Genomic DNA, 12,736 nt, shown 5'->3' with positions numbered 1-12,736 from the left:
GGTTAGTCCGGATCCCGGCCGGTCAGGCAGTAGTGCTGACCGGCCGGATCGGTCATTACCAGCCATTCCCGGCCCCACCGCACGCGTCGCGCGCCGAGTTCTTCATGCCAGGTCGCGGTCTTGTCGATATCGTCGCAGGCCAGATCGAGATGCGCGCCGGTCGGGCGGTTTTCGTCCAGGCGTTGCAGCAGCAGTTTCACCGGCAACGTGAAATCCGGTGTGAGCCTGGAGTATTCGGGCAGTGTGCCGGGCGTCCAGCGCCAGCCGGTGAGCTCGGTCCAGAAGCGGACCTCCTCGGCGTGATCGGTCTGGCCGATATCCAGGCAGACCTGATCCAGTCGGCTGCGATCACCCTCCGGGCCGGTGACCACGGGTGCGATATCACCCTCGTTGCCCGCCGGAGTCAGGCAGAAGATCATTCCGTGCGGTGACCTCAGCACGGTGTAGTCCGGATGTTCGAGAACCACTGTGGCCCCGAGCTTTTCCGCTCGCGCCGCCTCCGCCCGGACATCCTCGACGTCCAGGTCCAGATGGATGCGCGGTCCTTCGGGCACGGCCTGCATCTTCACCGAGGGTGCGCCGGAATCCGGTAGCAGCGTGAGGAATTCGGAGTTCTCGCCGCGTTTGGCCGAGAGCGCGCTGCCGGTGATGGTGCGCCAGAACTCCGCGCTCTCGTCGAATCGTGCCGCGGGAGTGTCGATGAACGCCCAGACCCATCGAATCGTCATACCGTCTCCAAACTCTCGCGTTGCCAGTCTTTGCGGAACGTCTTGCGGTAGGTCAGCGGCGGCACACCGAGTTCGGCGCGCATGTGATGCCGCAGCGAGGCCGCGGTGCCCATACCCGCGGATCGGGCCACCTCGTCGATCGCCAGATCGGTGGTCTCCAGCAGTTGGCGGGCGTGGCGCAGGCGCTGCTGCAATACCCATGCGCCGGGGGCCATTCCGGTTTCGGCCTTGAATCGGCGGGTGAAGGTGCGCACGCTCATGCACGCGTGCGCGGCCAGGGTGTTCAGGTCCAGTTCTCGATGCAACTGATGCAGCGCCCACAACCGGGTGGGCGCGGTGCCGTCATTGCCCGGTTCGGGGACCTGCTGTTCGATGAACTGCGATTGCCCGCCCTCGCGCCACGGCGGGACCACGCAGTAGCGGGCGGCGTTATTGGCCACCGCGCTGCCGTGGTCGGTGCGGATCAGATGCAGGCACAGATCGATGCCCGCGGCCAAACCCGCTGAGGACCAGATGTTTTCGTCCTGTACGAAGAGCAGGTTCTCATCGAGCCGGACCGCCGGATACAGCGAGCGGAACATATCGGCGAAATTCCAGTGCGTGGTGGCGCGCCTGCCGTCCAGCAGGCCCGCCGCGGCCAGGACGAAAGCGCCGGTGCAGATGGAGACGATACGGGCGTCCGGGCGAATCGCGCGCAGGGCGTCGGTCAGTTCCGGCGGCAGTACGCCCTGGGTGCGCGGTTCCGCGATTCTGGTGCCGGGCACGATCACCGTATCGGCGCGGGCGAGCAGTTCCGGGCCGAACTTCGGGATCACCAGGAAGCCGTTGGTGCTGGAAATCGGCTGTCCCGCTTGCAATCCGCAGATCTGCACGTTGTAGAGCGGACGGCCCGATTCGTCCTTGGCCTCGCCGAGTACCAGCGGCGGAATCGTCATATCGAATCCGATCAGCGGTTCCAGCGCCAGTACGGCCACCAGATGCGGTGTGCCCATCACCGGCCTCCTCTCTCCCTCAACAATGGCCGGATATTGACGCATTGTGTCATTCAGGCCACTCGTTCGCCAGCCCGGAATCCGTCACGATCGATCGGTGACCGAACTGCGCTCCGATTCCGATGTCGAATCACCCCGAGGCTCCGCACCCTTGCGCTCGGGCCGCTTGCATCCGGCCTGGATCGTCGCGGCGGTCGGCTTCGTCGCACTGGTGGGCGCGGCCGCCTTCCGGTCGGTGCCCGGCGTGCTCATGGAACCGCTGCACGAGGAATTCGGCTGGTCGCACGGCACCATCGGGGCCGCAGTCTCGGTGAATGTGCTGCTGTACGGCCTGATTTCACCGTTCGCGGCGGCGCTGATGGATCGCTTCGGGATTCGGCGGGTGGTGGCGGGTGCGCTGCTGCTCATCGCCACCGGGGCGGGGCTCACCGTATTCATGACCCAGCCCTGGCAGCTGATGGCCACCTGGGGGCTGCTGGTCGGCGTCGGTGTGGGGTCCATGTCCATGCCGTTCGTGGCCACCATCACCGGGCGCTGGTTCGTGCGGCAGCGCGGGCTGGTGACGGGCGTGCTGACGGCGGCGGGCGCGGCCGGGCAGCTGGTATTCCTGCCGCTGATCGCGCGGCTCGCGGGCGATTACGGTTGGCGCACACCGTCTCTCGTGGTGGCGGGGACCGCGCTGGTGGTGGTGCCGCTGGTGCTGCTGTTCATCCGGGACTATCCCAGCGATATCGGCCGCACCGCGTACGGGGCCGAACCCGGCAGCATGGTCGGCGTGCGCACCCAGGCTCCGGGAGGAGCGGGGCGAGCGCTCACGGTGCTTTTCTCGGTGGCCCGCAAGCCCGTATTCTGGCTGCTGGCAGGAGGTTTCGCGATCTGCGGGGCGTCCACCAACGGTCTCATCGGCACCCATTTCGTGAGTGCCGCCCATGATCACGGCATGCCCGCCACCACCGCGGCCGGATTGCTCGCGCTGGTCGGTGTTTTCGATGTGGCCGGAACCATCGCCTCGGGCTGGTTCACCGATCGCGTGGATTCGCGGTATCTGCTGGTCGGCTACTACTCGCTGCGCGGACTGTCGCTGCTGGTGCTGCCGCTGCTGTTCGGGCCGGATGTGCAGCCGAGCATGTGGGCGTTCATCATCTTCTACGGCCTGGACTGGATCGCCACCGTGCCGCCGACGGTCGCGCTGTGCCGTCAGCATTTCGGTGACGACGGTCCGGTCGCCTTCGGCTGGGTTTTCGCCTCACATCAGATCGGCGCGGCCATCGCGGCCTTCGGTGCGGGCGTGATCCGTGATGTGCAGGGGAGCTACACCATGGCCTGGTTCATCGCGGGCGGATTGTGCGGGCTGGCCGCGCTCATGTCGGCGAGCATTCGCCGCAGGAAGCCGGAGGATGTCTCAGCTGTCGATGGCGTTGTGCGGGCGTGAATCGAGCGCCTTCTGATTGCGCCGTCCGTCCCAGCGGCTGGGTTCGTCCTTGCTGCGGGGCGGGCGGTCGTTCGCGCCCAGCACCGCGATCCACGGCAGCGGAATCGACACCCCGATGATCAGCAGTGAAATCACCCAGTTATGCCAGATGCCGTACGCGATTGCCGCGCCCACCAGGCATGGAATCCGGAAAGCCATGATCATCACATAGCGCCGCACCCGATTGCGATGCTGCTGCTCCAGCGACGTCGCCGCCTCGGTGATCAGCGTCGGATGGTCCTTCTCACCCCGGAAGAACCCCGCCGGTTTGCGCTCCGGCATGGGAATCGAACCGGCAGGAAGGAATTCGACCTCCGGGCGATCATCGCCGCCCGAGACCTCGGCCCCTGATTCGCCATCACGCTGCATACCTCGAGTCTTGCACTCCCGCCTGTCGAATGCACATGCCGGTTGCCGCCCGCCGGTGACCTGGCATCATGGACGGGTGAGCACAGACACCCTGGTACGTCCGGAAACGACCACCGACGAGTCGACCGACAACGACACCCCCAAGGTCTTCCACTACGTGAAGAAGAACAAGATCGCCGAAAGCGCCGTCATGGGCACCTTCGTGCAGGCCCTGTGTGGCGAGGTGTTCCCGGTCACCCGCTCCGCCAAGCCGGGCTCCCCGGTCTGCGAGGAGTGCAAGCGCGTCTACGAGATGATGAAGAAGGACTAACTCTCCTTCCGAAGTCCGTATAGGCGGCGAACGGTCTGCCGCGCCGAGCGGGCGCGGGGGTGCGCCGACGGCGCTGAATCGGCGGGGGCCGCGGCGAAGGCGCTCTCGCCCGCCGTGGCTATCACCGTCGCATGATCTTCGACGATCCATTGTCCGCATACACAACGCAGGTAGCGGACGGTTCGGTGTGCGGAGACGAGGGTGGGGTCGGGCCAGGAGCAGGTGGGGCAGGTGGCGGGCATGCCTCCACCCTGATGTAATGGTTCAGTGCATTTCAACCCTTACGGTGGGGTGGCGGCGGAGATCGCCGCTCGGCTGGTGAACGCGGGGGCGGACGAGGATCTCGAGGGGTTGCTCGTCGATGCCGGGTATCGGCCGGTGGGGGCCATCGATGCGCGGCAGGAAGCCGAATTGCGGCGCTGGATAAAGGAACTCGACGGGGTGTTCACAGCGCCCACGGTCGAGTTGCTCAATGGGCTGCTTGCCGAGACCACTCATCGGCCGTATATCTCGACCCATGACGGGCGGGCTCCGCATATGCACTATTCGCAGGAGACCGCGCCGATCGATGAACGTGTGAAGGCTTACACCGCGTTCGGGTTGGCGACGCTGTTCTGTGAGGATCCGGCTCGGATCGGGCGGTGTGATCGCGAGGGGTGCGAAATCGTCTTCATCGACACGTCGCGTAATGGCAAGCGGCGGTTCTGTTCCACCCGCTGTTCGACGCGGGTGCATGTGGCGGCGCATCGCCGCCGGGGCGGGGACGGGCAGTGATCGCGGGGGTGCTGCGGGAGACCGCGGCCGATGAGCGGCGCGTGGCGCTGACACCCGATGATGTGCGGCGGCTGCGTGCGGCCGGTCTGGGGCTGGTGGTGGAGGCTGCGGCCGGAGCCGGTGCGGGATTCGATGATCGCGCCTACGAACGTGCCGGAGCGCGATTGGTGGCAGATCCCGCGATGGTTTTCGAGTCGGCGGATCTGATCGTGTGGGTGAAACCGCCTGTCTATCAGCTGGATTCGATGCCGTTGCGACAGGGACAGGTGCTGATCGGATTTCAGGATCCGATCGTGCGCGCCGAGCGGATCGCGTGGTTGCGCGAGCGCGGGGTGGAATCGGTGGCGTTCGAGCAGGTGCCCGGTGATAGCGGGTCCGATACCGACGCGCTGTCGGCGATGAGTCGCATCGCCGGGGCCATCGCCTATGCGGAGGGACGCGGGCTGCTGGCCGGAGAACCGCGCGACCAGCCGCTGCGAACGCTGGTGCTGGGGTGCGGGCACGCGGGCCTGGCGGCACTCGGCGCGGCGGCACGGCATGGCGATGAGGTGATCGCCGTGGGACATCGCGCGGCGCAAAGGGATAGCGCGATTGCGCACGGTGCCGGACGATTCCTGCTCGATTCCGAGATATCCGCACTGCTCGAACAGGAGCGGATCGATCTGGTGATCTGCGCGGCCGTGCGCCGGGGAGAGCGTGCGCCGGTGGTGCTCGGCGCTCGCGAACTCGCCGCATTACCGTCCGGGGCGGTCGTGGTCGACCTCACCGGCAAGGCGGGCGGGAACTGCGTCGCCACGGTGCTGCACACCACGGTCACGCTGCCCAGCGGTGTCATCGTCACCCACCGCTCGAACTATCCGGCGCGCGAACCCGTCGCCGCGAGTCACGCCTACAGCGCCGCGGTCGCCGCAATGTTGCTGTCCCGCACCCATTGATGCCGAACGCGCATAGGATTCACCGCAGGCGCGTGTCAACGGGAGCGAAGGGATCGGCCATGAAGGGCAGGTACGGCGGGGCGCTCGGGGCGGCTGTGCTCGCGGCGGTGGTGATCGCGGCACCGCGGGCGAGCGCGGATCCGCCGATCGTCGAGCTCGGTTTCCACAATGGCTACTGTTCGACGACCGAGGTCTCGGTCCCCGCGAATACGCCGTTCTTCGTCGATATCGACACCGGATTCCAGTTCACCGATCAGTCCGAGTTCCGGATTCCCTCGCTGCAGATCCGGGTGATTCTGCCGAGCGCCTATTTCAGCCCGCGCGCCCGGGTCGCGGTGGACGCGCAGCCCGCGGGTGCGATCCCGTTCCAGCTCATGACACCGTGGGTGTCGGGGAGTGCGGGGCACGGCTGCTGGGGGACGATTCGGGTCTGGTGACGCGCCGAGTCCGGTGATGAAGCGGGACCGGTGTTTTCGTCGTTGGCAACCAGGGCTCGATTCGGACATCATGGGCGCGTAGTCAGTGGATTCGCGCACACGATGGGGAGCGATGGCAGCGGTATCGGAAACAAGTGACGGGGTCGGCGATCGCCGGATCGAGGCGGAGGGTGAGATCGCGATCGCGGTACTCGCCCTCGACAGCGGGGATCTCACGCACGCCGCGGACCATATCGCGGGGGCATTGCAGCTCGAACCCATGCTGCCCGAGGCACATGAGCTGCTGGCCCGGCTCGTGGTCGCGGCAGGTGGCGTCGAGGCCGCGCTGACGCTGTATCCGACCGATCGCCCCAGCCTGGGTGCGATGGGCGCGCGGGCGCATGTGCTGGCCGCCGACGCGCAGTGGGATTCCGCGATATCGCTGCTCACCCAGGTCGTCGCATTCGATCCGAGCCTGCCGTGGGCGCAGGCGGCGTGGCTGGATCAGCCGGATATCGTGCCTGCGTTGAGCGCCGACACCGTCCTCTACGCGGTCCTCGCGCTCAATCGGCAACTGCCGGAACCGGTTTCCCCCGAGATTCGGGAGACGATCGCACCGCTGTACGAATTGCTGTGCGCCGCGGTCGAACAGTATGACGAGGATTCCCGGCTGCTGGCGATGGGATCCTCGCTGGCGCGCCGCTTCACCGCGTTCGAGCTCGCGGAATCCCTTGCGGTGCGGGCACATCGGATCAGCGCGGATCAGATCACGAGCGTGATGCTCGGGCAGGTGTACCGCCGTACCGGCCGGGCCGACGCGGCGATCGAGGTGTGGGCCGATCAGCTGCGGCGCGATCCATCCGATGAATACCTGCACACCGATCTCGCGGAGCTCTACGCCGAAACCGGCCGGCCCGAACTCGGCCTGCCCTGGCTCGAAGCCGTCGTGGCGATGTCGCCCGAGCATGAGAAGGGCGCGCCCGCGCTGCTCGGCCTGCGCTATCGAATGGATGGGGACATCGGGCATCTGGTGGCGCTCGCCGATCATCTGCGCGCACATCCGGACCACCACTACGCCGACGAACTGCTCACCCAATTCTGTGGTGACGCTTCATGGCTCGGCTATATCGAGGGTGCGGGCGAGTCCCTGGTGAACATGCTGCGGCAGGTGATCGAACAGGTGCCCGAGGGTCGTGCGGAGCTGGAGCTGCAATGCACGGTCTCGATGATCGAGCCGCCGAGCGCCGTGCTGACCCTGCGCCGAGCGCTGCCGCGCGTCGAGATCACGGTCTCCGAGGTCGGTGACCCGGACCCGCGACTGCGGTCCGCCGACTGGAATCCGACGGGTCTTGCGGTCTGGCACTATCCCGACAATGCCATGACCGCCGTTCCCATTGTCGCGCCGCCTTCCCCCGAGGCCGCCGAAAAGATCCGCCGGACAACACAATTGCGCTGGCCGCATCTGCCCGCCGCCTACGACTTCGCCGTCGCGCTCGCCGGTCTGCCGCTCCCGGATCTACTCGGCGCGCTGGTGCATCCCCCCGTACCGGATCCCGAGCCCTTCTACGAGCAGCACCCGGCCCTGTGGATCCGGGCGGTGCAGATGTGGGCGTGTCTGGGTATCGCACACCATCGCGCCGATGAACCCTGGCAGGAATCCACCCGCCGCACGGTACTTTTCGATCTGCTGCACGGTGTCGAGGACTGGGTCTGCGAGGCCGCCGCGATCGCGCTGATAGCGGTCGCCTGGACCGATCCCAGCACCCGGGCCGATATCGGCTACGCGGTCTGCCGCCGTTTCATCACCCTGGCCGAGGCGTCGCGCTCCCGCCCGGTGACCATCCTCGATTCGTTCTGCCGACTTGTCCTGGCCTGCCCGTGGGTGGACGCGAGCATCCTCGAGCTGGCCCGGGACATCCTGGAGGCCGAAACGCAGGACTGAGCGCGCCGTAAATCCCCTGCGGTAGCTCTGTGATTGCGCTTACCCGCCAACCGGGCCTGTCGCCGGTATTGTCGGAATTGACGGAGGGTACTTCCGGTCGCACCGGGAGTCCCGCCGACATGGTCCGCGGTATCGCCGATGGAGAGGTGAGATACGTTGCCTGCCAGCATGATCGATCGTCCGGTGGTTGCGGGAGTGGATTCCTCGGAGTCCGCGGGGCATGCGGTGCGGTGGGCGGCGATCGACGCCGCGCTGCACGGGGCCGAACTGCATCTGGTATTCGCTGTACCGCCGTTCGTGGAGACGCCCCTGGACGACAATCCGGTGCGGCTCTGGCATGACGAGTATCGGCAGACCGCGGAACAGGCGCTCGCGGATGCGGCGCGGGCGGCCGTGGCGTTCGCCGCACCGTACGGCGATATCAAGACCCGGACCTTCCTGGTCGACGCGCCGCCCATCCCGACCCTGAATGCGCTGGCCGCGACCGCCCGCTATGTGGTGGTCGGCTCGCGCGGGCTGGGCGCCTACCATCGCAGCCTGCTCGGTTCGGTGAGTATGGCGGTGACGCGGTATGCGCTCGGTCCCGTGGTCGTGGTGCCCGGCGAACCCGCGCCGGACTCCACGCTGCCGGTGGTGGTCGGCGTGGACGGATCGCCGTACAGCACCCGCGCGATCGAAGTCGCCTTCGACGAGGCGTCCCGGCGCGGTGCCGGACTGGTCGCGGTGCATGTCTGGGATCGACTGGGGCAGAGCGGATCCGGCTCGCAGCAGCGCGCCGAAAAGGTGCTCGCAGACAGCCTGGCGCACAGCCGCGCGGAATTCCCGGGTGTGAGCGTGCGCAGTGTGGTCGCGGAGGATCGCCCGGTGCGCGCCCTGCTGGCGGAAAGCGAAGCGGCGCAACTGGTTGTGGTCGGCAGTCACGGCGTCGGGGGCTTCCAAGGTATGACGCTGGGCTCCACCGGTGAGGCGCTGCTGCCCGTGGTGGCCTGCCCGATCGCCATTGTGCGACTGCGGAACTGAACCAGAACGGTTATCGATAGAACAGGAGTGGATCGAATGAGCCTGTCCCGGAACGAGAATCCCCACCTGCTGGCGTCCGCGCCGGTCGTGGTCGGTGTGGACGGCACGCCGGAAGCCAGTCACGCGGTCGTCTGGGCGGCGCACACCGCATCGGCTCGGGAGCGGGAACTGCGCATCGTGCACGGCACCAATCTGGAGATGACGCGCGCGCTGCTCGGCTCCTATTCCGTGGTCAATCAGGATGTGGTGCTGCCTATTTCGCAGCACGGCGAGGAACTGGTGGCCGCCGCGCGGCAGGTCGCGGAGAAGATCGATCCGGATCTGCGCATCAGCACCGAGGTCTCACCCGAACATCCGGCGCGACTGCTCATCGAACATTCGGCCGCCGCGCATATGGTGGTGATCGGGGGTCCGGAACCCAGGCGCGGACTCAATCGCCTGGGCTCGATCCTGCTGTCGGTCTCCAGTCACAGCCGCGGTGCGGTGGTCACCGTGCGCAGCCCCGCCGCCGACGCGCCCCCGCCGTCCAGCGGTCCGGTCGTGGTGGGTGTGGACGGCAGCCCGGTCAGCGAGGCCGCGATCGAGGTGGCCTTCCAGGAGGCGGCCCTGCGCGGTGCGCCGCTGGTGGCGGTGCACGCCTGGAGCGATCTCTACCTGAGCCAGTTCTCCGGGATCATCGACACCTCCATCGAGGCCGACCAGATCGCCGAGGCCGAGCGTTCACTGCTGGTGGAGCGGCTGGCCGGGTATCGCGAGAACTATCCGGAGGTGGAGGTCACCCGCGATATCCACCTCGCCGATCCGCGCGATCATCTGCTCACCTGGTCGGACACCGCGCAACTGCTGGTGGTCGGCAGCCGCGGCCGCGGCGGATTCACCGGGATGCTGCTCGGCTCCACCAGCAACGCACTGGTGCAGCAGGCGAACTGCCCGGTCATGGTGGTGCACCCGGAATAGCGGAAAGCGTTGCGGCTCAGCGGGACAGACCGCGATCGGGGGCGCTCATATCCCCGGTCGCGGGCGTGCCGTCGGCCAGGCCGTAGCGCAGCAGTACGGTGCCCAGCTTGCCCGCCACCGGCGGCTCCAGCAGCGTGATATTGGTGGGCACCGCGCCGCCGTCGAACACCTTCTTGCCCACGCCGAGCACGATCGGATGCACCCACAGGTCGAGGCGGTCGAACAGCTTCTCCCGCAACAGGGTTTGCACCAGGTTCAGGCTGCCGACGACGGTGACGTGCTCATGCCGTTCCCGGATCTCGCGCACCGCCGCGGGCAGATCCGGACCGAGCAGTGACGATCCGGCCCAGGACAGCTCGGGCAGGCCGCGCGAGGCCACGTACTTCGGAATCCGGTTGAACAGGTTCGCGAAGTCCTGGTCCTCGTCACTGGCCTGATCCGGCCAGTAGCCGGCGAAGATGTCATAGGTCCGCCTGCCGAGCAGCAGCGCGTCCGTACCCTCGTACGCATCGCTGACCTGGGCCCCGGACACCTCGTCCAGTAGCGGCGCCTGCCAGCCGCCGAACGGGAAACCCCCGTCCGGATCCTCGCCCGGACCGCCGGGCGCCTGCCCGACGAGGTCCAATGTCGCGAACATCTCGATGTGGATCAGTCCCATATCGCACTCCCGATGAATCGGCCGGTTCGGTCACTGGCTAAGACGGGGGAGCGCCCGCGAATTCATCGGGGCTCGGCGATTCAGGCCAGGGCGAGGAAGAGCTTCTCGAGCTCGGCCTCGCTGAGCGGTTCGCGGCCCTCGGCCCCGGTGAGGCATTCCCGCAAGCCGCTGGCGACGATTTTGAATCCGGCGCGATCCAGGGCGCGGGAGACCGCGGCCAGCTGGGTGACGACGTCCTTGCAATCGCGGCCCTGTTCGATCATCGAGATGACGCCGGTGAGCTGGCCCTGCGCACGGCGCAGTCGATTGAGCACCGCGGTGATGGTCTCTTCGTCGCCGACCATGATTGCCTCCTGCGTTCCGTGGGTCCGGGATGGTCGCGTCGACTCCCGCCACTGTCGAGAATACCCCATGGGGTATGTTGGAACAGAATTGTCAGATACCCCCTGGGGTATACCTAACGATCGTTGTGTCGGGTGCACGTGAGTGGCCCGTCGGGAGGTGTCGGATGAAGGTCGTGATCGTGGGTGGCGTCGCCGGTGGCATGTCGGCCGCCACCCGTCTGCGCAGGCTCGACGAGTCCGCCGAGATCATCGTGTTCGAGCGTGGCGCGCACGTCTCGTTCGCCAATTGCGGTCTGCCGTACTACGTCGGCGGGGTCATTCCGAAACGGGAATCGCTGCTGTTGCAGACCCCCGAATCGCTGGCCGCGCGGTTCCGGCTCGATGTGCGGGTGCGGCACGAGGTGATCGCGGTGGACCCGCACGGCCGGACCGTCACCGTGCGCGATCTGGACTCCGGACGCGAATTCACTGAAACCTTCGACGAATTGGTGCTCAGCACCGGCGCCGCGGCGATCGTCCCGCCGCTGCCGGGCGTCGAGCGGGCCCTGGTGCTGCGCGATGTCGAGGATGTGGATCGGATGGTCGCCGCGCTCGGCGATGCCCGTTCCGCCGTGGTGACCGGGGCCGGATTCATCGGCGTCGAGATGGCGGAAAACCTGGTGCGCCAGGGTATTCCGACCACTCTGGTGGAGCGCGGCCCGCAGCTGCTGGCACCGCTGGATCCCGAGATGGCCGCACCCGTCGCGGCGGAACTGCGCGCACACGGTATCGGAGTGGAGTTGGCGGCGGAACTCGCGCGCATCGACGCCGATACCGTGACCCTCGCCGATGGACGCGTCATTCCCGCCGATGTGGTCGTGATGGCGATCGGCGTTCGCCCCGAGAGCGCGCTCGCCCGGGCCGCGGGACTCGACATCGGTTCCGGCGGCGGCATTGTCGTCGACGCGCGGTTGCGCACCTCGGCCCCGCACATCTACGCGGTCGGCGATGCGGTGGAGAAGCGCGACGCGGTGGGCGGGCAGGCGGCACTGATCCCGCTGGCCAATGCCGCCAATCGCCAGGGTCGCCTGGTGGCGGACGCGATCGCGGGCCTGCCGGTGCATGATCCCGCCGCGCGGGGCACCGCGATTCTCGGCGTCTTCGATCTCACGATCGCGATGACCGGCTGGAGTGAGAAGCGCTTGCGCGCTGCGGGCCGCCCGTTCCGGGCGCTGCACACCCATCCGCTGGACCATGCCGGGTACTACCCCGGAGCGGATTCGCTGTCTCTGAAACTACTGGTTGATCCCGATACCGATGAGATCCTCGGCGCGCAGGCGGTCGGCGGCGCGGGCGTCGACAAACGCATCGACGTGCTGGCCACCGCCATGGCCGGTGGTATCCGCGCCTCCCGGCTGATGGATCTGGAACTCGCCTACGCCCCGCAATTCGGATCGGCGAAGGATCCGGTGAATATGCTCGGCTACCTGGCCGACAACCTGCGCACCGGCGGAGTGGACACCCTGCAATGGCATGAGGTGGCCGAAACAGTCTCCGCCGGAACACAACTGGTGGATGTGCGCTCGCCGGAGGAGTTCGCGGCCGGATCCATTCCCGGCGCGCGAAACATCCCCCTGGACGAACTGCGCGAGCGCCTCGGCGATATCCCGCCGGGCCCGATCCTGGCCTTCTGCCAGGTCGGCCAGCGCGGGAACAGTGCCACCCGCCTGCTCACCCAGCTCGGCCGCGAGGCGCGCAATCTCGACGGCGGCTACCGCACGTGGAGTGCGGCCCGATCGTCCTAGACTACGAAACCCCTTCTTCCCGAAAGGAATTCATCT

General features: G+C 67.5%; 14 protein-coding genes. 9 read left to right on the top strand and 5 right to left on the bottom strand.

All coding sequences use genetic code 11. From position 1 onward, the window contains the following. Positions 1-2: 2 nt before the first annotated feature. Positions 3-728 (bottom strand): VOC family protein, encoded by a 726-nt coding sequence (locus ACFC0O_RS05620; protein ID WP_375954108.1) that lies wholly within the window; start codon positions 726-728, stop codon positions 3-5. Continuing rightward, positions 725-1,720 (bottom strand): GlxA family transcriptional regulator, encoded by a 996-nt coding sequence (locus ACFC0O_RS05615; protein ID WP_375954106.1) that lies wholly within the window; start codon positions 1,718-1,720, stop codon positions 725-727. The genes ACFC0O_RS05620 and ACFC0O_RS05615 overlap by 4 nt, the downstream gene beginning before the upstream one ends. Positions 1,721-1,826: 106 nt before the next feature. Between ACFC0O_RS05615 and ACFC0O_RS05610 the strand changes: the two genes are divergently transcribed. Next, positions 1,827-3,152: an MFS transporter gene (locus ACFC0O_RS05610; RefSeq protein ID WP_375955964.1), complete on the top strand. Its 1,326-nt coding sequence runs from the start codon at positions 1,827-1,829 to the stop codon at positions 3,150-3,152. Here ACFC0O_RS05610 and ACFC0O_RS05605 read toward each other — a convergent pair. Beyond that, complete coding sequence (locus ACFC0O_RS05605) at positions 3,123-3,473, bottom strand: DUF3099 domain-containing protein (protein WP_375955961.1); 351 nt, start codon at positions 3,471-3,473, stop codon at positions 3,123-3,125. The genes ACFC0O_RS05610 and ACFC0O_RS05605 overlap by 30 nt on opposite strands. Positions 3,474-3,636: 163 nt before the next feature. Between ACFC0O_RS05605 and ACFC0O_RS05600 the strand changes: the two genes are divergently transcribed. The 7 genes from ACFC0O_RS05600 to ACFC0O_RS05570 all read left to right on the top strand — a co-directional run bounded on the left by ACFC0O_RS05600 (position 3,637) and on the right by ACFC0O_RS05570 (position 9,914). Further along, a complete protein-coding gene (locus ACFC0O_RS05600) occupies positions 3,637-3,870 on the top strand; it encodes a DUF3039 domain-containing protein (protein ID WP_375954105.1) in 234 nt (77 codons plus the stop codon). 267 nt (positions 3,871-4,137) lie between these two features. Beyond that, positions 4,138-4,644 carry a CGNR zinc finger domain-containing protein gene (locus tag ACFC0O_RS05595; protein WP_375954103.1) on the top strand — a complete coding sequence of 169 codons (507 nt, stop codon included), beginning with the start codon at positions 4,138-4,140 and terminating at the stop codon, positions 4,642-4,644. After that, complete coding sequence (locus ACFC0O_RS05590; protein ID WP_375954101.1) at positions 4,641-5,579, top strand: hypothetical protein; 939 nt, start codon at positions 4,641-4,643, stop codon at positions 5,577-5,579. Before ACFC0O_RS05595 ends, ACFC0O_RS05590 begins: the two co-directional genes overlap by 4 nt. A 59-nt stretch (positions 5,580-5,638) precedes the next feature. Beyond that, complete coding sequence (locus ACFC0O_RS05585) at positions 5,639-6,016, top strand: hypothetical protein (RefSeq protein ID WP_375954099.1); 378 nt, start codon at positions 5,639-5,641, stop codon at positions 6,014-6,016. 112 nt (positions 6,017-6,128) lie between these two features. Further along, positions 6,129-7,937, top strand: a complete 1,809-nt coding sequence (locus tag ACFC0O_RS05580) for a tetratricopeptide repeat protein (RefSeq protein WP_375954097.1) — start codon at positions 6,129-6,131, stop codon at positions 7,935-7,937. A 168-nt stretch (positions 7,938-8,105) separates the two neighbouring features. Continuing rightward, entirely contained in the window at positions 8,106-8,957 is an 852-nt protein-coding gene (locus tag ACFC0O_RS05575; RefSeq protein WP_375954095.1) for a universal stress protein, read from the top strand. 36 nt (positions 8,958-8,993) lie between these two features. Further along, complete coding sequence (locus tag ACFC0O_RS05570) at positions 8,994-9,914, top strand: universal stress protein (RefSeq protein ID WP_375954093.1); 921 nt, start codon at positions 8,994-8,996, stop codon at positions 9,912-9,914. 16 nt (positions 9,915-9,930) lie between these two features. Here ACFC0O_RS05570 and ACFC0O_RS05565 read toward each other — a convergent pair whose 3' ends face one another. After that, positions 9,931-10,572, bottom strand: a complete 642-nt coding sequence (locus tag ACFC0O_RS05565; RefSeq protein WP_375954091.1) for a dihydrofolate reductase family protein — start codon at positions 10,570-10,572, stop codon at positions 9,931-9,933. A gap of 80 nt (positions 10,573-10,652) precedes the next feature. Further along, positions 10,653-10,916 (bottom strand): metal-sensitive transcriptional regulator, encoded by a 264-nt coding sequence (locus ACFC0O_RS05560; RefSeq protein ID WP_364631593.1) that lies wholly within the window; start codon positions 10,914-10,916, stop codon positions 10,653-10,655. A gap of 164 nt (positions 10,917-11,080) precedes the next feature. Between ACFC0O_RS05560 and ACFC0O_RS05555 the strand changes: the two genes are divergently transcribed. Further along, positions 11,081-12,700: an FAD-dependent oxidoreductase gene (locus ACFC0O_RS05555; protein ID WP_375954089.1), complete on the top strand. Its 1,620-nt coding sequence runs from the start codon at positions 11,081-11,083 to the stop codon at positions 12,698-12,700. The last annotated feature ends 36 nt before the right edge of the window (positions 12,701-12,736 follow it).

Origin of the sequence: Nocardia sp. NPDC056100, assembly GCF_042266325.1 — a bacterium.
Lineage (GTDB): Bacteria > Actinomycetota > Actinomycetes > Mycobacteriales > Mycobacteriaceae > Nocardia.
The sequence above is the reverse complement of the archived record's forward strand: the minus strand, read 5'-3'. Positions and strand labels throughout refer to the sequence as shown.